General features: G+C 62.6%; 14 protein-coding genes and 1 pseudogene. 10 read left to right on the plus strand and 5 right to left on the minus strand.

Going from position 1 to position 23,368, the window contains the following annotated elements; all coding sequences use genetic code 11:
- Positions 1-172 precede the first annotated feature (172 nt).
- The 3 genes and pseudogenes from G6N74_RS11645 to ltnD all read right to left on the minus strand — a co-directional run bounded on the left by G6N74_RS11645 (position 173) and on the right by ltnD (position 2,789).
- Positions 173-1,078: an SMP-30/gluconolactonase/LRE family protein gene (locus G6N74_RS11645; protein WP_165117416.1), complete on the minus strand. Its 906-nt coding sequence runs from the start codon at positions 1,076-1,078 to the stop codon at positions 173-175.
- Positions 1,079-1,106: 28 nt separating this feature from the next.
- Positions 1,107-1,874: a 2-oxo-tetronate isomerase gene (gene otnI, locus G6N74_RS11650; RefSeq protein WP_165117418.1), complete on the minus strand. Its 768-nt coding sequence runs from the start codon at positions 1,872-1,874 to the stop codon at positions 1,107-1,109.
- Between the two features lies 1 nt (position 1,875).
- Positions 1,876-2,789, minus strand: a pseudogene (gene ltnD / locus G6N74_RS11655) (L-threonate dehydrogenase).
- A 215-nt stretch (positions 2,790-3,004) separates the two neighbouring features.
- On the opposite strand from ltnD, the gene G6N74_RS11660 reads away from it, so the two are divergent.
- The 4 genes from G6N74_RS11660 (at position 3,005) to G6N74_RS11680 (ending at position 15,657) form a co-directional block, all read left to right on the plus strand.
- Positions 3,005-4,006: a LacI family DNA-binding transcriptional regulator gene (locus tag G6N74_RS11660; protein ID WP_165117420.1), complete on the plus strand. Its 1,002-nt coding sequence runs from the start codon at positions 3,005-3,007 to the stop codon at positions 4,004-4,006.
- A gap of 26 nt (positions 4,007-4,032) precedes the next feature.
- A complete protein-coding gene (otnK, locus tag G6N74_RS11665; RefSeq protein WP_165117422.1) occupies positions 4,033-5,307 on the plus strand; it encodes a 3-oxo-tetronate kinase in 1,275 nt (424 codons plus the stop codon).
- The gene (gene otnC / locus G6N74_RS11670; protein ID WP_165117424.1) at positions 5,304-5,948 is read left to right on the plus strand and encodes a 3-oxo-tetronate 4-phosphate decarboxylase; all 645 of its coding nucleotides are present in this window, start codon (positions 5,304-5,306) and stop codon (positions 5,946-5,948) included. Before otnK ends, otnC begins: the two co-directional genes overlap by 4 nt.
- A gap of 403 nt (positions 5,949-6,351) precedes the next feature.
- Positions 6,352-15,657 (plus strand): autotransporter-associated beta strand repeat-containing protein, encoded by a 9,306-nt coding sequence (locus tag G6N74_RS11680; protein WP_312857865.1) that lies wholly within the window; start codon positions 6,352-6,354, stop codon positions 15,655-15,657.
- Positions 15,658-15,681: 24 nt separating this feature from the next.
- Here the strand turns inward: G6N74_RS11680 and G6N74_RS11685 are convergent, their stop codons facing one another.
- Positions 15,682-16,413, minus strand: coding sequence for a GntR family transcriptional regulator (locus G6N74_RS11685; RefSeq protein ID WP_165117428.1), 732 nt, complete (start codon positions 16,411-16,413; stop codon positions 15,682-15,684).
- 272 nt (positions 16,414-16,685) lie between these two features.
- Between G6N74_RS11685 and G6N74_RS11690 the strand changes: the two genes are divergently transcribed.
- From G6N74_RS11690 to G6N74_RS11715, 6 genes are all read left to right on the plus strand, one after another.
- The gene (locus G6N74_RS11690; protein ID WP_165117430.1) at positions 16,686-18,083 is read left to right on the plus strand and encodes an NAD(P)H-dependent oxidoreductase; all 1,398 of its coding nucleotides are present in this window, start codon (positions 16,686-16,688) and stop codon (positions 18,081-18,083) included.
- A gap of 38 nt (positions 18,084-18,121) precedes the next feature.
- A complete protein-coding gene (locus G6N74_RS11695; protein ID WP_165117432.1) occupies positions 18,122-19,126 on the plus strand; it encodes a TRAP transporter substrate-binding protein in 1,005 nt (334 codons plus the stop codon).
- Between the two features lie 15 nt (positions 19,127-19,141).
- On the plus strand, positions 19,142-19,813 hold the full coding sequence (locus tag G6N74_RS11700) for a cyclase family protein (RefSeq protein WP_165117434.1): 672 nt from the start codon (positions 19,142-19,144) through the stop codon (positions 19,811-19,813).
- Positions 19,810-20,328, plus strand: coding sequence for a TRAP transporter small permease (locus tag G6N74_RS11705; protein ID WP_165117436.1), 519 nt, complete (start codon positions 19,810-19,812; stop codon positions 20,326-20,328). The genes G6N74_RS11700 and G6N74_RS11705 overlap by 4 nt, the downstream gene beginning before the upstream one ends.
- Positions 20,328-21,605 carry a TRAP transporter large permease gene (locus G6N74_RS11710; protein ID WP_165117838.1) on the plus strand — a complete coding sequence of 426 codons (1,278 nt, stop codon included), beginning with the start codon at positions 20,328-20,330 and terminating at the stop codon, positions 21,603-21,605. The genes G6N74_RS11705 and G6N74_RS11710 overlap by 1 nt, the downstream gene beginning before the upstream one ends.
- A 645-nt stretch (positions 21,606-22,250) precedes the next feature.
- Positions 22,251-22,493, plus strand: a complete 243-nt coding sequence (locus tag G6N74_RS11715; RefSeq protein ID WP_165116863.1) for a hypothetical protein — start codon at positions 22,251-22,253, stop codon at positions 22,491-22,493.
- 164 nt (positions 22,494-22,657) lie between these two features.
- Here the strand turns inward: G6N74_RS11715 and G6N74_RS11720 are convergent, their stop codons facing one another.
- Positions 22,658-23,362 (minus strand): FadR/GntR family transcriptional regulator, encoded by a 705-nt coding sequence (locus G6N74_RS11720; protein ID WP_246245726.1) that lies wholly within the window; start codon positions 23,360-23,362, stop codon positions 22,658-22,660.
- Positions 23,363-23,368 lie beyond the last annotated feature (6 nt).

A 23,368-nucleotide genomic window follows, 5' to 3' on the forward strand; every position in this document is an offset into this window, starting at 1 on the left:
GTCTGTCTCTGCTGTTTGAAGCTTTCAATCCACGCCATGCGCAATACCCACCGCAACTGCGGTTGTCATCCATAAATGGGCCGGTGCGCCTCAACGAGCCTGTGTGATGACCGGCTGGCGCCACTGCGCGGCTTCATAAACGGGCTGGCACATCGAAACACTTCGGCCGGTTTCAGGCTGCCTCGCTCTCGTGGGGTGAAGTCGTGTTGAGATAAACGGCAAACAGCGTCCGTGTGGCGCAGATATAGAGCCTGTTGAAATTCGGGCCACCAAAACAGACATTGGCGACCGCTTCGGGAAGTTTGATCTTGCCGAGCAATGTGCCGTCCGCCGATAGGCAGTGCACGCCATCGCCGGCGCTGGTCCAGATATTTCCGTCGCGATCGACGCGGAAGCCGTCGTAAATCCCGATTTCACATTCGCGAAGAAGGCGACGATTGGTCAGCGACCGGCCCTCGACGACTTCGAATGCCAGGAGCTGGCCGGGCCTCGCTCCGCTATCGGCGATATACAGTACGCGCTCGTCGCGTGAAAAACACAGGCCATTTGGCTGCACGAAACCGTCGGCCACAAGACTGATCGACCCGTCGGCGTCGATCCGGTAGACATTGCTGCTGCCGATTTCGCTTTCGCTGCGACTTCCTTCGTATTCCGTCGCGATCCCATATGTCGGATCGGTGAACCAGATCGCGCCATCCCGGCCGACGACGACGTCGTTCGGCGAGTTCAGCCGCTTGCCATCGAAACGATCGGCGATCACCGTGATATCGCCGCTATGCTCGGTTCGTGTTACCCGGCGCATAAGATGTTCGCAGGAAACCACGCGGCCCTGAGCATCGAGCGTGTGCCCGTTGGAGAAATTCGAGGGCGACTGGAAAACCGAGATGGAATCGTCGCACTCGTTGTAGCGCATTACGCGATTGTTCGGAATGTCCGAGAAAAGCAGATGGCGCGATGCCGGAACATAAACGGGACCTTCCAGCCACCGGCCACCCGAGAAAAGGGTATCGACGTGCACATTCGACAGGATCAGGCGTTCGAAACGAGGATCGAATACCTCGAACCAAGCTGTGTACATATGCCCTCCTCCCCGGACAGTTCCCTGGCTAGGTTTTGTTCAGCCAGGTTAGTCCCGCGACCGTATCGCCCAGAGGACGATATTCACAGCCGACATATCCGCCGTAACCGAGCCTGTCGATCTCCGCGAAGATCATAGCATCGTTCAACTCACCCGTTCCCGGCTCATGCCGCAGAGGAACCGAGGCTATCTGGATGTGAGCAATGACCTGCATCATCTGGCCAAGACTCGTCAAGACATCGCCATGGATGATCTGGCGATGGTAAATGTCATACTGCAGTTTGACATTACGAGGACCAAACTCGTCGATCAGCGCGACAGCGCTATTGAAATCGTTGAGGAAATAGCCCGGCATATCGCGGCCGTTGATCGGTTCGATCACCAGGCCGATACCCTTTTCCGCAGTCTTCTCAGCGGCGAATGACAGAGCGTAGCGGTAGCTGGCCGCGGCGGCAGGGTCACGCGGATCGGCAAGCCCGGACATCATGTGCAACAGCGGCGTACCGATGATCGTGGCATAGTGCACCGCTTTGGCGACCGCCTCGCGAAACTCGTCACGCCGTTCCGGCAAGGCCGCAAGACCGCGCTCGCCCTTGGACCAGTCGCCAGCGGGCATGTTGAACAGTGCCTGACTGAGGCCGGCATTCGTCAGTTTTTCAGCAACCACCTCCGCGGGGAAATCGTAGGGAAAGAGATACTCTACCGCCTCGAAACCGGCGTCCGCCGCCGCCTGGAAGCGATCGAGAAAATCATGCTCGGTAAACATCATCGAGAGGTTTGCGGCAAAACGCGGCATATCAGTCTTCCTCGTCCATACCCGGCAATTTGAGCCCGGTAATCTGCGCCAGCAGGCGGGCGACCGACGAGTCATCGTCACCCCCCATGCCGGCTGCTTCAGTCATCACGAAAAGCTGCAGGGCGGCGCTGGCGATGGGCAGCGGAAACTTCAGCTTGCGCCCGATATCCGAAACGATGCCGAGATCCTTTGTGAAGATCGATACGGCGCTGTGCGGCGTATAGTCCCCCGCAATGACGTGCGGGACGCGGTTTTCGAACATCCAGCTATTGCCGGCCGATTTGGTGATCACCTCGTAGACCCGCGAGATGTCGAGGCCAGGCTCCTGGCAAAGGTGATGGCCTCGCAGGCCGCCGCGATATGCACGCCGGCCAGCAGCTGGTTGACGATCTCGAAGGAGGAGCCGATGCCCACGGCATCCCCGAGTTCATAGACCGTACCGGCCATGGCATCGAGCGCCGGGCGGGCAGCGGCGAAGGTTTCGACGGGGCCGGAGGCCATGACCGTGAGCTCGCCAGCCTCGGCCTTGACCGAACCACCGCTGATCGGCGCATCGAGATAGAGCAGGCCCTTGTCTGCCGCGCGGGCGGCGAAGCCTTTCGCCTCCGCCGGCGCGACGGTCGCAGAGGAAATGATGACGGCGCCGGGCTTCATGGCGGCGACAGCACCTTTCTCACCGAAAAGCACGGTTTCCGTCTGGGCAGCGTTCACCACCACGACGACGACGATGTCAGCACCTTCGACAGCGGCGGCGGGGGTGGAGAAAGGTTTGCCGCCGCTCGCCTCGAAGCTCTCCCGTGCCTGTTCGCTGATATCGCAGCCGGCGACGCTGTGACCGGCACGGATAAGCGAGCGGGCCATGCCGAGGCCCATGGAACCGAGGCCAATGACGGCGATATGAGTTTGACCGGGCATTGGCGGTTCCTTTTGAATCTGTGGATCAGCAAGCACTAACAGTATTATCAGGCCGAAGACGATCTGCCTGAAGGCAAACCCAAAACGCTATCTCAGCGCTAACACAAAAATTGTAATCACAGCTCTGGCCTTCTTCAAGTGAAATATGTTAGCGCTGAGATATCAAAAATCCGAGGCGAGCGAAGAGCCCGCGCAAGACAGGGAGGAGCGCCGCAATGCAATATGAGATGCCGACGCTCACCCATGTCGCGCGGCTTGCCGGCGTCAGCGAAAACACGGTTTCGCGCGTCATCCGCAACAAGGGTCCGATTGCCGATGCGACCCGCGACCGTGTGGTTCTGGCCATCGAAAAGCTCGGCTATGTGCCGAATCGGGCGGCGGGATCGCTCGCCTCCTCCGGCTCCCTGCTGATCGGCGTACTGCTGCCGTCCCTGTCGAACATCGTTTATCCCGAGGTGTTGCAGGGTATCTATGCGGCGCTGGCTGCGACATCCTACCAGCCGATGATCGGCGTCACGGACTACGACCCGGTCAAGGAACAGAGCATCCTTTCATCACTGCTTGCCTGGCAACCGGCGGCGATCATCACGACTGGCTTTGACCACACCGACGCCACGCGCCGGATGCTGGATAACAGCCGCGTGCGCGTGGCCGAACTCATGGATATCGATGCCGAGCCGATCGATATTGCCGTCGGCCTTTCCCATCACCAGGCGGGCTATGCCGTCGGCCGGCATTTGATCGCGCGAGGCTATCGGCGTTTCGGCTATGTCGGCCACGACTGGATCGCCGACCGGCGCGCGCGCATGCGGTATGACGGTCTTGTTCAGGCGCTCGCCGAAACAGGCATGACCCTGGAAGGGGAACAGTGCTTCGATGGACCGAGCTCGACCATGGCCGGGCGCGACACGCTCGCAATTCTGCTTGAGCGCCTGCCGGGTCTTGATGCCGTGGTTTTTTCCAATGACGACATGGCGGTCGGCGGCTTTTTCCACTGCCTGGTCGCGGGCATTGCCGTTCGAGAGCGGCTGGCCCTGTTCGGTTTCAACGGTCTCGATATTGGCCAGGTTCTGCCCTTGCCGCTTTCGACCGTCCGTTCGAACCGCTTTCTGATCGGCAAGATAGCGGTGGAGAAGCTGTTGGAGAGCCCTGAACGGGCCCTCGACAAACTGGTGGTCGATACCGGCTACGACATCGTCGAAGGCGCAACTGCCTGAGCCAATCCCATGAATACCCGGAGTGAATGAACATGCTATTAGGTGCGGTTGCGGATGATCTGACGGGAGCGACAGATCTGGCGCTGACATTATCGCGGGAGGGGATGCGCACGGTGCAGACTGTTGGCGTTCCCGCGGACGATTTCGATTTCGGCGATGCCGAAGCCGTCGTCATCGCACTGAAATCGCGGACAATCCCTGCCGCTGAGGCAATCGCAATGTCGCTGGAAGCGGCACGCCTGCTGAAGGCCCACGGAGCCGAGCAGATCATCTTCAAATATTGCTCCACTTTCGATTCCACGCCGCAAGGCAATATCGGACCGGTGGCGGAAGCGTTGCTCGAGGAACTCGGCGGCAACCTGACACTGGCCTGCCCTGCCTTCCCGACCAACGGCCGAACGGTTTATCGCGGCCATCTGTTCGTCGGTGACCAGCTCCTGTCCGACAGCCCGATGAAGGATCACCCCCTGACGCCCATGACCGATTCCGATCTGGTTCGGGTTTTGCAGCAGCAGACAACACTACCAGTTGGCCTCGTCATCCACGATGCGGTCAGCAAGGGACACGAAGCCGTCGCAGCCGCCTTCAAGGCGGCCGCATCCAAGGGCGAGAAGGTCATCATCGTTGACGCGATCACCAACGACGACCTGCGCGCTATCGGCAAGGCCGCCGCCGATATGACCTTGATCACAGGCGGGTCCGGGATTGCCATCGGCCTACCGGAGAATTTTCGCCGGGCCGGGAAGTTGGCACCCAGACAGACAGCGGCAGCCTTTGCTGGACCGGCTGGCCCCGCCGTCATGCTGGCAGGCTCCTGTTCGACCGCGACGCGCCGACAGGTCGAGACTGCAATCGCGGCCGGTACGCCTGCAATGAAGCTCGACCCGCTCGCGATTGCCGATGGCCGGAACACGGCGGATGCCGTGATCGATTGGGTAAAGGCCAACAGCTCCGCTGCGATCCCGCTTGTCTATTCAAGTTCCGACCCCGAGGATGTTAAGAAGGCCCAGGATGTGCTAGGGCGCGACCGGGCGGGCGCGGTGGTCGAACATCTGCTGGCCGATGTGGCGATCGCGCTGCGCAATGACGGCTACCGCCGCTTCCTTGTGGCCGGCGGCGAAACCTCGGGCGCGGTCGTCAATGGTCTTGGCGTCGAAGCCCTGTTTATCGGCCCCGAAATCGATCCGGGCGTGCCGTGGACACTGAGCCTTGGTGACGAGGCGCCATTGGCGCTGGCCTTGAAGTCCGGCAATTTCGGCAGTGACGATTTCTTCCTCAAGGCATGGGAACTGATGCGATGACCGCCATCCTCTCGGAAGAAACCAAGCTTCGCGACGAAATCGCCGCCGTGGGCAAGTCGCTGTTCGATCGGGCACTAACCTTCGGCTCGACGGGCAACATCAGCGCGCGCCTGTCCAATGGCGACCTGCTGATGACCCCTACCAATGCCTCCCTCGGCAACCTCGACCCGGCGCGCCTGTCGCGCTTTACCGCCGAGGGCGTCCATGTCGACGGCGACAAGCCGACCAAGGAAGCCTTCCTGCACCAGTGCATGTATTGCCAGCAGAAACTTTCCGGTGCCGTCGTGCATCTGCATTCCACCTACGCGGTCGCGGTCAGCATTCTGGAAGACGTCGACCCGGATGATGTGCTGCCACCGCTGACGGCCTATTATGTGATGCGGGTCGGCTCCCTTCCGCTGGTGCCCTACTATCCGCCGGGCGATACCGCGCTTGCGAATGCGGTCGCCGAGAAGGCGAAGAACAGCCATGCCGTGCTTCTCGCCAATCACGGACCGGTGGTCGCCGGAAAGACCTTGCGGGATGCGCAATACGCGACCGAGGAACTCGAGGAAACCGCCAAACTCCATCTCCTGCTCGAAGGACGGCGGACACGTCCCCTCACCCCGCAGCAGCGCAATGCCCTCCTGAAGACCTTTTGAAGGGCTCCCCATGTTGCACGGGTCGGTGCTGTTACATTGTTCAGGAATGGGCGGCAGCTCGGCGATGTTGGTATCGCGCAGTCTCCGGCACAAAATCACTGAGGCCCAGGCCGTCGAGAATTCGACCGTCGGCTCTGCGTCCTCCACGAGCCTGCCAGGCGATATCAGTTAAGCGGCTATAAACGCTCGGCAAAATTCCACCCAAAAATAGTAATTTCCGGATAATTGACCACAATTTTTGCCGGTCATAAGGTCCGGCTCGTCGGCGCTTGGGGAATAGGCGAGCGGCACCGGAATTTTTGCAACTGATGTGAACTGCGACCGGCAGCATGGCTGTTTTCGGCGGCGGCGAAGCTTTGCGCGACGCCTGTTGCCGGTTTGCGTTTGCCAGAGGGAAGACCAAGTGAATAGCATTCGCCGCAGCCGACCGGACGCCGCCCAAAACGATAGCGTCCAGAGGTATCCTGCCGCTAGGAAGGCCGAAGCCCCGGCAAGCTCACCGTATGCACGCTACCGCGCGATCCTGCTTGCCGGCACTGCCCTGGTCGCGCCCTTTGGGCTGCTGACGACGAACCAGCCGGCGCTGGCCCAGTTCATCGGAAGCAATGGCGGGAGTGGTGGCAGCGCCGGCGGCAATGGTACCACTGCTGGCGGCGGCGGAGCCGGCGGCAGCTATGGAGATGGCAGCGCGACCGCACCTGGCGGCGGAGGCGGATCCACGGGCGGTCAAGGGTCCCGCGGCGGCGGCGGCGGCGGCTCGGATGGTGGCGGTGGTGGCGGTGGCGGCTATATAGTTGGCGCCGGCGGTGGCGGTGGTGGCGCCGGTGGCGCCGGACTGGTCCTCGGCAGCGATATGAACAACAGCAATGCCATCACCGGCGGCAATGGCGGCAACGGTGGTAGCGGAAGTTACGGTTCCGTCCCCGCCGGCTCCTATGGCGGCGGCGGCGGTGGTGGCGGTGGTGGTTCCGGCATAATCGCCACGACCGGCGCCAACCTCACCAATTCCGGCACGATCACCGGCGGCAATGGCGGCGGCGGCGGAAGCGTGAACGGCATCTACCCATTTACCAACCTGTCGGAGAACGGTGCGGGTGGCCGCGGTGGCAATGGCATCAGCGCCACGGGTTCCGCAGGGTTGACGATAACGAACACCGGCACGATCAAGGGCGGCGGCGGCGGCACCGATTTCCAGAATTTCCAGCCCTACCGGCCACAGCCCGGCGGCTTCGGCATTATCGGCCAGAACCTGACGATCATCAACAGCGGCACGATCGCCGGCGGCGTCCAGGGAGCCGCCGGCGGGTCGAACGGCGCAACCTCCACCGCCATCATCATCACCGGCGGCGTGAACAGTATCAAGGCGCTCGCCAGCAGCAACATCGGCGCGATCGAGCTTGGTGGCAATACGACGCTGGCGGGCGCGTTCAACAACACGATCCAGGTCAACGGCGGCGTCACGATGTCGGTGAGCGGCTCGACCACTGCCGATGATGTGTCCGGCATCACCACGCTGACGAATTATGGCACGACCGCGATCGCTGCCGGGCGCACGCTGAGCGCCCAGACGATCAACAATGGCGCCGGCACGATCAGTGTCGGCGCCGGCGCAACGCTGCGCGGCACAGGCAACACGCTGAACAACAATGCCACCATCAATGTCGATGCCGGCGGCAACCTCATCGATGCCGGCGCTATCAACAACCAGGGCGGCGGCACCATCAATTTCAACGGCCCTACCGGAACCGCGACGCTGTCCGCCGGTGCGAGCGGTATCTACAACGACGGACAGATAAAAGTGCTGGGCGGCGACGTGACCGTCACCGGCAACCTGAGCAACCAGAACAACGGCACGCTCTCGCTGACCGGCGGCAACATGACCGGCATAGGCACGCTGACCAACAGCGGCACTGCGACGTTGAATGTTGCTTCCGGATACAATCTTGGCGTCGACACCCTCTCGGTGACCGGCGGCAGCGTCACCGGCACAGGCATGATTACCGCCACGACGGCCTTCAACATCCAAGGCGGCTCGCTCGCTACAGCACTTGCCGGCAGCGGCGCCCTTAACAAAACCGGCAGCGGCACCGCAACACTGAGCGGCACCAACACCTATTCAGGCGGCACCAATATCAACGGCGGCACGCTTTCCGTCTCGGCAGGCGCCAATCTCGGCACCGGCGCGCTGAGCTTCAACGGCGGTACGCTGCGGGCAACCGCTTCCTTGACCACCAACCTCGATGCTACCCTCGACACAGGCGGCGGCACCCTGTCGGCGGCGTCAGGAATCACGCTTACCTACAACGGCCTTCTCAGCGGCGCGGGCGCGCTTTCCGTCACCGGCGGCGGCAAGGTCTCGCTCGACGGCGCAAACACCTATCTCGGCGGCACTACGCTGATCGGCGGCACGCTGTCAGTGCTCAACGATTCAAGCCTCGGCGACACGGCAGGTGCGCTGACGCTTCAGGGCGGCACGTTGGAGACCCGCAGTTCGTCGGCGGCGATGCGCGATGTCGTGCTGAACGGGACGGGCGGCGACTTGGCTCAGGCTGCGGGAGCAACCCTTATCCACTCCGGCCAGTTCACCGGAACCGGCGCGCTTACCGTGAGCGGACCCGGTACGCTGAAACTCACCAACAGCGCCAACAGCTATTCCGGCGGGACAACGCTGGCCGGCGGCACGCTCGAGGTCACCGGCGACGACACGCTGGGCAGTGGCGGGCTGATCTTTACGGGCGGCGCACTGGCCACCACGGACAGCTTCACCATGAACCGCGCGGTCACGCTGTCGAGCACGGGAACGATCGCCCCAGTCGAAGGCACGACGCTTTCCTATGCCGGTGCGATCAATGGCGTTGGCAGCCTCACCGTCGCCGGCGGCGGCACGCTCGCCCTACTCGCAACCAACGGCTATCAGGACGGCACCACGATTTCCGGCGATGCCACCCTTTCGGTGCTGTCCAACGACAACATGGGCGCGTCAAACGGGACCCTCAATTTCGACGGCGGTACGCTCAGTGTGGGATCGTCCTTCGACATGAACCGCAGCGGCACCATCGGCGCCGGTGGCGGCACCGTGGCACTCGACGGCACGACCTTGACCTCCCTGGCAGGGTTCAGCGGTTCGGGCGCCCTGACCGTGGAAGGCAGCGGCACACTGGTGCTGGCCGGCGCCAACACCTATAGCGGCGGCACGACCATCACCGATGCCACGCTGCAGATCGGCGATGGCGGTGCCGGCGGTTCGCTGGCAGGCACAGTGACCAACAACGGCAAGCTCGTCATCGACAGAACCGGATCCGTCACGCTCGGCGGGGCGATCGACGGCAGCGGCAGCCTTGAACAGATCGGGCCGGGCACTACCGTCCTTGCTGCGGACAACAGCTACAGCGGCGGCACCAAAATATCGGGCGGAACACTGCAGATCGGCAATGGCGGCACTGCCGGTTCGTTATCGGGTGATGTCGACAACAGCGGCGCACTTGCATTCGACCGCTTCAACGACAGCGCTTTCGACGGCGTCGTCAGCGGAACGGGCACGGTTTCCAAGGCCGGCGCAGGCAAGTTGACCCTGAGCGGCGCTAACACCTATTCCGGCACCACCACCATCAGCGGCGGCACGCTCGAGGTCGGCGATGGCACCACATCCGGCACGCTCGGCTCAGGCGACGTCAACAATGGCGGCACGCTTGCCTTCAACCGTTCCGACATCGTCACCGTCGACAATGAAATCACAGGCACCGGCAAGCTCAACCAGACAGGCACCGGCACGACCGTCCTGACCGGCGACAGCACCTATACCGGCGCGACGACCGTTTCCGCCGGCACCCTCCTCGTCAACGGTTCGATCGCCTCGTCTTCCGGCATCACCGTCGACGCCGGTGCCACCATCGGCGGCAGCGGCACACTTGCCTCCACCATCGTCAACGGCACGCTTGCCGCCGGCAACAGCCCCGGCACCCTCACCGTCGATGGCGACCTCGTGCTCAATTCCGGTTCGACCAGCGTCTTCGAGCTCGGCACGCAGGGTGTGGCCGGCGGCCCTACCAACGATCTTGTCGTCGTCGAGGGCGACCTGACACTGGGCGGCACACTGGAAACACCCAACGCGGTGACCGGCTACTACCGGCTGTTCAATGTTTCCGGAACGACCACCGGCTCATTCGACACGCTGCCCACCGACGCCATCATCAGCACCGCCGTCAACAACCAGGTCAACCTGCTGCTGCGCAATAACGGCCAGCTCTTGCAGTTCTGGGACGGCTCAGACATGACCGGCAACGGCACAGTAGACGGCGGCGTGGGTACATGGGACGCAGCCAACAGCAACTGGACCGGCGCGCCCGGCGAAGCCGGCATCAATGACAGCTGGCGCGGCGAGGTCGGCGTTTTTGCCGGCACCGCCGCCACGGTCAAGGTCGAAGGGACCCTGGCCTTCCAAGGCCTCCAGTTCTCAACGGACGGTTATGAGCTGGCCGGCGGAACTTTGGACCTGTCCGGTGACGCCTACGGCAATACGGACGCGAGCTTCGTCAACACCGACGCCGGCGTGACGGCCATCATCTCGTCGGTTCTGACCAGCACCGGCCATGGTCTTGACAAGCTAGGCCTTGGCACGCTGGTGCTGGCCGGCGACAACACCTATTCCGGCCTGACCACGATCAAGGCGGGCACGCTGCAACTCGGCAACGCCGGCACTGCCGGCTCGGTTGCCGGAGACATCGCCAACGAAGGCGTGCTGGCTTTCAACCGCACGGACGACGGCTTGACGTTGGGCGGCGAGATTTCGGGCACTGGGCGGGTAGAGCAGAACGGCACCGGCACGACCACACTGACTGGCGCCAACACCTATACCGGCGGCACCGAGATAAATGTCGGCACCTTGCAGATTGGCGATGGCGGAAGCTCCGGCTCGATCGTTGGCGACGTCGTCAACGACGGTGCGCTGGTCTTCAACCGGTCGGATTTTTACGGTTCTTTCGCCGGCGATGTTTCCGGCTCCGGAACTGTTACCGTCACCGGTGGCGGCATGCTGGTGGCGAGTGGCGACCTCAGCCATACGGGCGGAACGACGATCGACAGCGACAGTGTGCTGCTGGTCGGCGACGGAGCGACGAATGGCTCGCTGGCCGGCAATGTGGCGAATTCCGGCACCCTGGCGTTCGACCGATCGGACGACATCGCGTTTGACGGCGACATCAGCGGCTCGGGGATTTTGAACAAATATGGCGCCGGCGTGCTGGCAATGACGGGTGACAACAGCGGCTATGACGGCATAGTCAATGTGCAGGCCGGCACATTGCGGGTCGAGAACAGCTCGGCGATCGGCACCGGCTATCTCATGATGTACGATGGCGCGCTCGACTATGCGGCCGGTGTCGAGCTTACCAACATCCTGACCGTCCAGCAGGACAATACCGAACTCTGGGTCAAGCAGGGCACTGCCACGCAGACCGGGATCATCCTGACCGGCGGCGGGGTGCCGCGCGCCATCGAAAAGAAGGGTGCCGGTACGCTGGTCATCTACGGGATGGATCACGGCGGCGCGACGACCGTAAGCGAAGGCACGTTGAAAGCCGGCGCTTCGAGCGCATTCGATTCGCGAAGCGACGTGGCGGTGGCTTCGGGCGCCAAGCTCGATCTCGACGGCTTCGACCAGATCATCGGATCGCTGGCGGGAGCCGGCGATGTCACTCTCGGCGCAGGAACTCTGACCTCTGGCGGCAATGACGGTTCGACAACATTCTCCGGCAGGATTTCCGGCACCGGCGGTCTGACGAAGGATGGAACGGGCATCTTCACGCTCAGCGGCGCCAACAGCTATACCGGGGACACGTTCGTCGACGCCGGCACCCTCAAGGCGGGCGCGGCCAACAGTTTTGCGGCCGGCAGCGCCTTCAGCATCGAGTCGGGCGCAAAGCTCGACCTCGGCGGCTACAACCAGACCATCGGATCGCTCGCAGGTACGGGCGAAGTCGCCCTGGGCGCCGGCACGCTCACCACCGGCGGCAACAACACCTCAACTGCATATGCCGGCGACATCGGCGGCAGTGGCGGCCTGACCAAGTCCGGATCGGGCACGCTCACCCTGTCAGGCTCCAGCACCTATGCCGGCGCTACCAAAGTGGAAGCCGGGAAGCTGAAGGCAGGGGCGGAAGACACCTTTGCGGCAGGCAGTGCCTTCAGCGTCGCTTCGGGCGCGACCCTTGACCTCGACGGCTACGACCAGATCATCGGATCGCTTGCGGGCGCCGGCGGAGTGACGCTCGGTGCCGGCACGCTGACCGCCGGCAATGCCAGCGACACCAGCTTCTCCGGTGTCATCTCGGGCAATGGCGGACTGGTCAAGCAAGGCGTTGGCACGCTGACCGTATCGGGCAACAACACCTACAACGGCACGACCTCGGTCCAGGCCGGCCGGCTGCAGGTCAACGGCAAGCTGGGCAACACCGCCGTCACGGTCGAAAGCAGCGCGACGCTCAGCGGCTCAGGTTCCATCGACGGGGCCGTCACGATTTCCGATGGCGGCCATCTCGCGTCCGGATCGGGCCTCGGCCCGTTGACCCTGGGCTCGCTGTCTCTGGCGAGCGGTGCCTATCTCGACTACGAGCTTGGCCTGACTGGCGATCGCATCGATGTCGTCGGCGACCTTACACTCGACGGCACCATCAATGTCAGCGGCGGCAACGACTTTGGCGCAGGCATCTATCGCCTATTCAACTATGGCGGCGCGCTGACCGACAACGGGCTGGCCATCGGCACCGTTCCTGCCGCCTTCCTTGCCAGCGACTTGACCGTACAGACCGCAATCGCTTCGCAAATCAACATGGTCAACGCGGGCGGCACCACACTGTCGTTCTGGGACGGCGGCTCAGCCGCGAATTTCAACAACGGCACGGTTGATGGCGGCGACGGAGTGTGGAGCGCTACCGGTGGAAATTGGACCAAGCAGGACGGCGCTTTCAATGCACCGATGAAGCCGCAACCCGGCTACGCCATATTCCAGGGCCAGGCCGGCACCGTGACGGTCGACGGCAGCCTCGGCGGAATTGCCGTCACCGGCATGCAGTTTGCAAGCGACGGCTACAAGGTCGAGGGCGATGCCATCACGCTCGCGGATGCGGCAACAACCATTCGCGTCGGAGACGGGACGACCTCCAGCGCCGGGACCGAGGCCACGATCGCATCGGAACTCACCGGCGGCGGTACGCTCGTCAAGGATGATCACGGCACCCTCATACTGACCGGCAACAACAGCTACACCGGTGGCACGGTCATCAAGAGTGGCAAGCTCTCGGTTTCTTCCGACGCCAATCTCGGCGCGACCTCCGGCGGCCTTGCCTTTGCCGGCGGTACTCTTGGCAACACGGCTGCGATGACGACTGCGCGCGACATCGACCTACGCGCCGCGGGCGGCATGCTCGATACGCAGGCAGACCTCACGGCATCCGGCACCATTTCCGGCCAGGGCAAACTGACGAAGTCCGGCACCGCGACGCTGACGCTGACCGGCGTAAACACCTACACGGGCGGCACGACGGTAGCGTCGGGAACGCTTACCGGCACGGCATCGAGCTTCGGAACCGGAGCCATCCTCAACGAGGCTGAACTCGTCATCGACCAGAACGTCGACGCCAGCTTCGCCAACGCCATCGACGGCACCGGCGTCTTCACCAAGACGGGCAGCGCGACGCTGATGCTGACCGGCGCCAGCACCCACTCGGGTGGCACCAGGATCAAGGCAGGCACGCTTCAGCTCGGCAATGGCGGCACGACCGGCTCCATGGCCGGCAACGTCGACAATAGCGGCGTACTCGCCTTCAACCGATCCAACCTCATGACCTTTGCCGGTTCGATCTCGGGCAGCGGCGCGGTTCAGCAGGCCGGCTCGGGCAAGACCGTGCTCACCGGCACCAACACCTATACTGGCGGCACGACGATAGCGTCCGGAACGCTTGCCGGCACGGCATCGAGCTTCGGAACGGGAGCCGTCCTCAACAATGCAGCATTCGTCATCGACCACAACGTCGACGCCAGCTTCGCCAATGCCATCAACGGTACCGGCACCTTCGCCAAGACGGGCAGCGGCGCGCTGACATTGACGGGCACCAGCCTGCTCAGCGGGGAAACCACGATCAGTGCCGGTCGGCTTGCCGTCAACGGCTCGCTCGCGAACTCAAGCGTCACCGTGGAATCGGGTGCGATCCTCAGCGGTACGGGCACCGTCGGCAAGGTTACGGCGCTGTCCGGCTCGACGGTCGCGGCCGGCAATTCCATCGGCACGCTCGATGTCGCCGGCGACGCACGCTTCGCCGCCGGCTCCACCTTCCAGGTCGACGTCGATGCCACCGGCAAATCAGACCGGCTCGCCGTCTCGGGTAAGACGACGCTTTCAGGCGGTACCGTGCAGGTTCTTGCGGGGAGCGGTAACTATGGACAGTCGACGCAATACACCATCCTGACGGCCGCCTCAGGAATCTTCGGCCAGTTCGCCTCGGTCACCACCAACCTTGCGTTTCTGACGCCGACACTGTCCTACACAACCAACGCGATCGGACTGAAGCTCGATCGCAACGCCGTCTCATTCACCGACATCGCGCTTACCCGCAACCAGATCGCTACCGGTGGTGCGGCCGAAAAGCTGGGCAACCAGCATGCGCTCTACAAGGCCATCGTCAATCTCGATGAGGAAGCAGCCCGCAAGGCCTTCGACGCACTGTCTGGCGAGGTCCATGCCTCGGTCCAGGGCATGCTCGCCGAAGACAGCAATCTCCTCGCCAACGCCGCGAATGATCGGATAAGGGCTGCGTTCGGCGATGCCGCAAGCTCCCTGCCGGTGATGGCATACGGTCCGGACGGCCCCTTGCTCGCGGAAGCGACGACCGACCGCTTCGCCGTCTGGGGCCAGGCCTACGGTTCGTGGGACAAGACCCGCAGTGACGGCAACGCAGCGGCTTTCGACAGCAGCACCGGAGGATTCGTTGGCGGTGCCGACGCGAGCATTAGCGACAATTTCCGCCTCGGCATATTCGGCGGTTACAGCCACAGCTCCTTCGATGCGGACGGCCGGGCTTCATCGGGCAGCGCCAGCGCCTACAATTTCGGCGTGTTCGGCGGCGGCCAGTGGGGCAACCTCGGCCTGCGCGGCGGCGCCGCATACAGCTGGAACAACATCGAGATCAGCCGCGAGGTCGCCTTCCCCGGCTTTTCGGACAGTCTCAAGGCGCAGTACGATGCCGGCACGACACAGGTCTTCGGTGAAGTCGGCTACCGCCTGCATGCCGGCGGCTCGACATTCGAACCGTTCGCCGGTCTCAACTACGTTGCCGTCAGGACCGACGGCTTCGGCGAAAAGGGTGGCAAGGCAGCTTTGACGGGCTCCGGCTCGACCACCGAGACGACTTTCGCAACGCTCGGCGTGCGTGGCAGCACCGACATCATGATACAAGACTTCAACGCCACCCTGCACGGCACGGTCGGCTGGCGGCACGCCTTCGGCGATGTCACACCGCTGAGTTCGCTCGCCTTCACCGGCGGCAGTACCTTCACAGTCGCCGGCGTGCCGATCGCACGAAACAGCGCGATCGTCGAAGCCGGGCTCGATTTCACCCTGTCGCCTGCCGCCAAATTCGGTCTTTCCTATGCCGGCCAATTCGGCAGCGGGGCCATCGACCAAAGCTTCAAAGCCAATCTTGCAGTAAGCTTCTGAAGCACGCACGAACCAACAAGGACGTTACCGGTCTCCCGGTAATGTCTGGTTCTCCGCTTTCGACAACTCACCTTCCAGCACGTTCCGCGTCACGCCCCATCCGCTCAGATGATGCGCGCGCAGCACCTCGCGCAGGAGCGCCCCCTCGCGCTGCCTGAGCGCGTCGAGAATCTGCTCGTGCTCGAACACCGCCCGCGCCCAGCGTTCGGATCGGCGATTGCCGGCGTAGCGATATCTGCGGATGCGCGCGCTTTCTGCGGCATAGATGCGTGACAGCGTGGCATTGTGTGCGCAATCGACGATTCGCTGGTGAATTGTCTGGTTGATATGGAAATATTCCATGAGCTCACCGCGCTGATAGGCATCGACCATCTCAGCGTGCAACCGCTCGATCTCTGCGATCATCTGCGGTGTTGCCCGTTCGCAGGCGCGCGCCGCTGCCACGCTCTCCAGCCCGATCAGCACTTCGATGGCAGCCTCCACCTCTTCGGGGGAGATGCCGACCACCGTTGCTCCGCGGTTGGGATCGATGCGGACAAGGCCCTCCCCCTCGAGGATCTTGAAGGCTTCGCGCAGCGGAGTTCGTGAAACGCCCAGCTGCTCCGTCAGCACGCGCTCGTTGATCCTCGTTCCCGCTTCTATATCTCCCGCGACAATCATGTCGCGAACGCGCTGGGCCACGAAGGTAGAGCGCCGACCCCGCGGCCAAGTCGCTTCAAGTCCGGATTGGTCTGTCGTTTTTGAGGCATATTGCATGCAAACATCCTAGACACACCGCAAAAAAGGCACAAGCCCATTGACAGCTTGCCTATATTGCATGCAATGAGCTTTTAAAGCGGCCCTGATGCGCGACAACTGCGGTCCAAACAGGCCGCCTGAGTTTCGGCTGAGGCGTGATTGCATGCAGTGAGGTTGCGCGCGCGGGAAGGAGACGCGCGGGACGGGAACCACCGCCCGCTGGATACGAGTTCAATTCGAGGCCGTTCTGCGGCCCAGGACTATTTTCAGAAAGACAAAGAAATTTCTCGATGAATTATCACGCATACTTCAATGCCGGCGACCGTCTCATCGAGACCTGCGTTATCGGAACGGGTGGCTTCGGGCGAAGCTTCCTCGCGCAGGGCCTGCGGGTGCCGCTCATGCGCGCTCGCGTGGCTGTCGACGTCGATGCGCAAACTGCTTTACAGGCCATGTTGGCGGTTGGGATTGCACGCGAGGACATTCGCGTCTGCGATAACGCGGAGGCGGCGGAAAAAGCCTGGAATGAAGGTGCCTTCATCGCCGCCGGTGAGTTTGAGCATGTTGCCGGCCTGCCCGTGGACGTCGTTGTGGAAGCCACCGGTCACCCGGAGGCCGGAGCGCGACACGCGCGGATGGCGATCGAGGCTGGACGGCATCTCGCACTGGTTTCGAAAGAAGTTGACAGCGTGGTCGGTCCCGGCCTTGCCGTTATGGCCAGATCGCGCGGCAAGGTTGTTACGCCGGTCGATGGTGATCAGCCTAGCCTGCTGATCGGACTTGTAAGCTGGGCCGAGACCCTGGGTTTCGAGATTATCGCGGCAGGCAAGTCGAGCGAATACGATTTCGTCTTCGACGCCGCTGCCGGGACGCTGACGAGCAACGGCAGGACCGTGTCGGCGCCGGAGTTTGGCCAATACGCGCGTCTCGACGGGCGTGACAGTTCGCTGGTGGCCGAGGCGCGGTCCAGGGCGGCGGCGGCCCTGCCGCAGCGCGCAGTGCCCGATTTGTGCGAACTTTCAGTCGTCGCCAACGCTGTCGGCTTCGCGCCCGATCGTCCGCAGCTTCATGCGCCGATAGCCCGGATCGACGAAGTGCCTACCATTCTGTGCGAGACCTCGGAGGGTGGTATCCTTTCCGGTCCGCGCAGGCTTGAGGTTTTCCATTGCCTGCGTGATCCCGGCGGCATCAGCTTTGCTGGCGGGGTCTTCGTGGTGGTGCGCTGCGAAGATCGCCCGACCTGGAAGATGCTCGAGGAGAAAGGGCATGTGGTGAGCCGGAACGGCAACGCCGCAATGGTCTATATTCCGCGCCATCTTCTTGGCCTCGAAGCCGCAACCAGCATCCTGGCGGCCGGAATGAACGGCGTTTCCACTGGCGGCACCGAGCCTTCCCACCACGTCGATCTTGTGGCCGTTGCCGATGTCGATCTGGCTGCCGGCACAACGCTTGCCATGGGCGGACATCACCATTCGATCGAGGGCGTTTCATCAATGATGCTGCCGGCCGGCCCGCTTGTGCCGGACGCACCGGCGCCATTCTACCTTGCCTCGAACAAACGCCTGTCACGTCCGGTCAGGCAAGGCGAGCCGATCAGAATGGCCGATCTCGAAATTCCGGAAGACAGCGAGCTTATGAAACTGCGCCGCCTTCAGGATGCTCATTTCTTCGCTGAAGGGCGAGCCTGAAACAGATAATACCAACACGAATCGACATGGGAGGAACCATGAAACTGAACCTCACCCGACGTACTTTCCTGGCTGGAGCCGGCACGACTGCGGCAATGCTGGCGATGCCTCATCTGGCGCGGGCGAGCGCCGCCAAGACGTTGCGCCTCGCCCATCCTCACCCCGACACGGACAGCTGGCAGGACGCCGGCCAGTGGATGGACGAGGCCCTGAAGGAGCGGACCAGCGGCGCGCTTGGCGTCCAGCTGTTTCCCAACGGCGTACTCGGCAGCGATTCCACCATGATCAATGCCGTGCGTGCAGGCACGCTCGACATGATGGTGACGGGAAATCCGTTCTTTACCGGCCTGGTGCCGAAACTGAACGTTCTCGATCTGCCCTTCATTTTCAAGGACCGCGACCACGTCGCAGCCGTGCTTGACGGTGATATCGGAGACGAACTGCGCGCCGGCTTCTCGGATGCAGGGCTGGTTGCCCTGGCGACCTGGGAGACCGGCTGGCGCAATGTCACCAACAGCCGACGCCCGGTCAAAACGCCGGCGGACCTGCATGGCTTGAAGATCCGCACCACACCCAATCCCGCTCACATCAAGGCGTTCGAACTGCTCGGCGCAGCACCGACGCCGATGGCCTTTACCGAGCTTTTCACAGCGCTTGAAATGCGATCGATCGACGGGCAGGAGAACCCGACGACGCTGATTTTGAATTCGAAATTCTTCGAGGTTCAGCGCTATCTTTCGCTGACTCAGCATGCTTTTACCACGTCGCCGCTGGTGATGAACAAGGCCAAGTTCGAGGCCCTGGGTGAAGAGCTCGGCAACACACTGCTGGAGACAGCCAAGGAGGCTGCCAAGAGGCAGCGCCAGATGAATACCGAGCGTGAAGTCACCAGCCTCGAGGCGCTCAAGCAGGAAGGCATGGAGACCGTCGAGGATCCGGATCGCGAGGCGTTCCGGGCCATCGTGGCGGATACGGTTCGCGGGGACTTCGCCACCAAGTTTGGTCCGGACCTGCCTGAGCGCATCGCCGAACTGGCGGGTTAACGAAGGAATAGAGCTATGCGCATCGTCGATCTGAGCATGCCGGTGAGTGAGCATTTCCGGTGGCAGCCGGAGATAGCCGTCAAGGGCGACAAGTCCGCCGGAGACCAGTTTCGCGTGACACGGTTGGCTACCACCTGCCACGGCTTCACGCATGTCGATGCGCAGGCTCATTTCATCGATGGCGCACCCACCATCGAGGCGACGCCACTCGAACAGGTCGTCGGCCGCTGCCGCGTCTTCGACCTGTCGGCCTTGGAGGCAAACACCGCGATCGAGCCCGCCGCGCTTGCCGCTGCCGATCCCGGCGGTGAGGAGGGCGACATCCTGCTGCTGGCGACCCAATGGGATCTGAAGCGCGACTACCAGACGAGGCAATTCTGGACCGAGGCGCCCTGGCTGACGCGCGAGGCAGCACAGTGGCTGCTGGAACTCAAGCCCAGGGCGCTCGCCGTGGATTTTCCGCAGGATTATCCGATCCGGCTTCTGCTCGACAATGTGCGCGTTCCGGACGAGGAGCACGTGACGCACGACATTCTTCTGCGCGCCGGCGTGACGCTGATCGAATATGTCGTCAACACTGCTGCTTTGCGTGAGAAACGCCTGCTCCTTTGCGCAGCGCCGCTCAAGATAGTGAATGCCGATGGCGCGCCGGCACGCGTGTTCGCCATCGAGGGAGACGACCGATGACATCGAGATATGTCGGCGCCGCTCTGCTCAGAGCGGCCGACCTTGGTTTCCGCGCGCTGGAAGCCGCACTGGTGCTCGTGCTGGCTGCCATGGTGACGCTGGTCTTTGCCAATGTGGTCATGCGCTATGTCTTCGACAGCGGCATAACCGTCACCGACGAATTATCCCGGATGATGTTCGTCTGGATTTCCTTCCTGGGCGCGATTTTGGTTGCCCGCCGCAGCGAACATCTCGGCGTCGACCTGCTCACCGCGACCTTGTCGCCTGCCAGCAAGCGCATCTGCCGCATCCTTGCCGACATCGGCATCGTCATATGCAGTGCCATTCTGGCCAGCGGTGCCTTCAGCCAAACCGTGGCCAACATGTCCAATATCGCTCCGGTATCGGGGCTCCCGACCGGCCTCACCTATGCCGCGCCTTTCCTGGCCGGGCTTGCGATCGGCGTGATCGCTTTCGCCGATCTGCTGGGCGCGGTGCTGTCGCCTGGCACGGCCGAAACGGATGATCTTTCATGATCGTGCTTCTCATCTTCATCGGAGTCTTGCTGGCCACGATTCTGATCGGCGTTCCCATTGCCTTCGGCCTGCTGCTGAGCGGCGTCGCCATGATGTGGTATCTCGGCGCGCTCGACTGGCAGTCGATCGCGCTGCAGATGACCAATGGCGCCGACAGCTTTCCGCTGCTCGCCATTCCCTTCTTCCTGCTCGCAGGCGAGGCGATGAATGCGGGCGGGCTGTCGCGCCGTCTCGTCAATTTCGGGCTGGCGCTGGTCGGGCATCTGCGTGGTGGCCTGGGCTATGTCGCGATCGTCACTGCGATCCTGCTGGCCAGTCTTTCGGGCTCCGCGATCGCAGATACGGCCGTGCTTGCGGGGATGCTGATACCGATCATGCGCGAGGCCGGGTATCATATGGGCCGCTCGGGCGGCTTGATCGGCGCCGGCGGCATCATCGCGCCGGTCCTGCCGCCATCAATCGGCTACATCGTCTTCGGCGTTGCCGGCGGCGTTTCCATCACGCGGCTGTTTCTGGCCGGCATCGTTCCCGGCATCCTGATGGGGCTCGCGCTGGCGATCGCCTGGTGGTGGCTGAGCCGCCGCGAGGACACAGCAGTGTTTCCCCGCCGCTCCGGAAAGGAAATCGGCAAGGCAGCGCTCGATGCGGGCTTCGCGTTCATTCTTCCGCTGATCATCGTCGGCGGTTTGAAAGCCGGTGTTTTCACACCCACCGAGGCCGGCGTCGTCGCCTGCGTCTATGCGATCCTGACCGGTTTCTTCGTTTACCGGGAGCTTTCGCTTCAGCGCCTTTACGATTGCTTCGCGGCCACCGTGCGCACCACGGCAGCCGTCATGTTCCTCGTCGCGGCGGCGAGCATCACGGCCTACATGATCGCCATTGCCAATGTGCCCGGCGAAATCGGCGCCTGGCTCGGGCCGTTGCGGGAAAGCCCACTGCTGCTGATGATCGTCATCACCCTTCTGGTGGTCGTGGTGGGAACGGCACTCGACTTCATCCCCACGATCCTGATCCTGACGCCGGTGCTGTTGCCGATCGTCAAGCAAGCCGGCATCGATCCCGTCTATTTCGGCGTGATCTTCATCATGACGGCAGCCATAGGGCTGATCACGCCGCCCGTTGGTGCGGTTCTGAACGTCGTCTGCGCAATCGCCAAGATCAGATACATCGAGGTGGTGAAAGGAGCTGCCCCTTTCATCCTCATCCAGTTGGTGCTTCTCGCTTTGCTGATACTGTTTCCGCAGATCGTGATGGCGCCTGCGAAATGGCTTTACTGAACCCCACGCGGTTGAACTGACGGGTTCCACCTTCACCGTTTGAGGAAGAACAGCAGTCATATTCGGGATGCCTACGAGCGATGGTCGTAACGAGATGCGTTCTAGGAACCCATCCTGGATTTCCCGGCTGCCCTATCGCTCATGTTCAAGCGCGTGCCACAATGGCGTTTTCACGCGAGCATTCAGCGGGACAGGTGCGCTCCAACGCCGTCGCAGCGGCATTATTTGCAGGTGAAGCCTCCATCGATCGCAGAGCGACGCCTGCCTTCAGCGCCGCTCCGGAATCGCCGAAATCATCAGGCGCGCCATTCTCCGCTTTGGGCTCGACAGCGAATGAACCCACGCCCGACGGGGCGGAAAAAACCGGTCGCCATTACCGGCACTCCTGCCAGCATGCTGCGCCTTGCCAAGGAGAGAACAAGCATCCGACAACTCCCCAGATTTTCGGGGAGATAGGCACGGGAAGCCAACGGCTCCGTCGCCCTTCCAGCGAACCGACTGTCGGGAACACTCGCGTTCTCACAATTACGTGCAGTCCGACAACCGTGACAACGGAAGTGCGAATTCCCATATCAGCCGGATTGCGGACATCACGCGGTCATCGTTTGCGTCTATGATCCGCATATCAAAATTTGGAGGTGCCGTATGGGACATGGACGCGAACCCACGCTCGATGAGATCTTGAACGAACCAATCATCCGAAAGGTTATGAAAAGGGACGGATACACCCCGGACGATATTCGCCTTCTGATGCGCCAGGCGAGTGTCAAGGCAAACAGAAACGGCGTGACATATCTGATGTTGCCTTCAGGCACCGATGATGCGGGACTTCAGCATATGCCCACTTCAAAGACGCTGAATGCCTGTTGCCAACAGCCTTCAGCCTGAGCCTCTTTTGAAGAACGGATTCCGGTTCAATTGACAGGCGTTTTGCCACAAGTTTGTGTGACCAGTCACCCAGCGCCTCCTCAAGCAATGGCTCCTTGACGACATTTTCGGCATAGCCCTTTTAGGCTTGGAAAAGCTCGAATGAAAACCGGCCGTCGTAAAAACTATGGGTCGAGGGTTCGGTCCGTCAGCCGCCGCCGCGCGTGAATGATATGCAGTTCCATCGCCGCCCTCGCCCACACCGCGTCACGCTTGCGGATCGCCTCGACGATGTCGGTATGTTCGGAGACAACCTTGCGCGCGCGATCGGTCGATCCCGTGCGGGTTATCGACAGGGATATTCCCATGAAGTCGCTGAGTACGACGCCGTTGCCTTCCAGCGCGCCGCGAAAGAACTCGTTGCCAGTGGCGTCGAGTATGGCGAGGTGAAAGGTGCGGTCGCTTTCTGCGTCGAAGGTGCCATGCCCGATCTGCTGCGCAAAATGTTCGTGCGCCCGCACAATGTCGGACAAAGCTTTCTCGGTTCGGCGCTCGGCAGCCAATGCCGCAGCCTCGCCTTCGATTGAAAGTCGCAATTCCTGGTAACGAAGAAAGCGCGATACGTCGGTCAGGCTGGTGACATCGGTCAGATTGTCCGACGGACGGCTCAACACATAGGTGCCGCTACCGCGCCGCGCTTCCACCAGACCATCGACGCGCAGCCGCGCCAGCGCCTGGCGCACTACTGGCCGCGACACGCCAAAGGTTTCGCTCAGGTCATTCTCGCCGGGCAAGCGGCTACCCGGAGCGAACGCCCCACTCAGGATTTCGTCGAGGATGCGCCCGTAAACCTGGTCGGCAAAACTTGACGGCTTTGTCTCGAAAACCATCGAAAT

Source organism: Mesorhizobium zhangyense, from assembly GCF_011045115.1.
Lineage (GTDB): Bacteria > Pseudomonadota > Alphaproteobacteria > Rhizobiales > Rhizobiaceae > Mesorhizobium_M > Mesorhizobium_M zhangyense.

Bases quoted from the DNA above. Each gene is read 5' to 3' on its own strand.
- G6N74_RS11705 (WP_165117436.1), top strand. From the start codon at position 19,810: ATGACATCGAGATATGTCGGCGCCGCTCTGCTCAGAGCGGCCGACCTT.
- G6N74_RS11720 (WP_246245726.1), bottom strand. From the start codon at position 23,362: ATGGTTTTCGAGACAAAGCCGTCAAGTTTTGCCGACCAGGTTTACGGG.
- G6N74_RS11700 (WP_165117434.1), top strand. From the start codon at position 19,142: ATGCGCATCGTCGATCTGAGCATGCCGGTGAGTGAGCATTTCCGGTGG.
- G6N74_RS11685 (WP_165117428.1), bottom strand. From the start codon at position 16,413: ATGCAATATGCCTCAAAAACGACAGACCAATCCGGACTTGAAGCGACT.
- G6N74_RS11645 (WP_165117416.1), bottom strand. From the start codon at position 1,078: ATGTACACAGCTTGGTTCGAGGTATTCGATCCTCGTTTCGAACGCCTG.
- G6N74_RS11695 (WP_165117432.1), top strand. From the start codon at position 18,122: ATGAAACTGAACCTCACCCGACGTACTTTCCTGGCTGGAGCCGGCACG.
- G6N74_RS11715 (WP_165116863.1), top strand. From the start codon at position 22,251: ATGGGACATGGACGCGAACCCACGCTCGATGAGATCTTGAACGAACCA.
- otnC (WP_165117424.1), top strand. From the start codon at position 5,304: ATGACCGCCATCCTCTCGGAAGAAACCAAGCTTCGCGACGAAATCGCC.
- otnK (WP_165117422.1), top strand. From the start codon at position 4,033: ATGAACATGCTATTAGGTGCGGTTGCGGATGATCTGACGGGAGCGACA.
- G6N74_RS11690 (WP_165117430.1), top strand. From the start codon at position 16,686: ATGAATTATCACGCATACTTCAATGCCGGCGACCGTCTCATCGAGACC.
- G6N74_RS11660 (WP_165117420.1), top strand. From the start codon at position 3,005: ATGCAATATGAGATGCCGACGCTCACCCATGTCGCGCGGCTTGCCGGC.
- otnI (WP_165117418.1), bottom strand. From the start codon at position 1,874: ATGCCGCGTTTTGCCGCAAACCTCTCGATGATGTTTACCGAGCATGAT.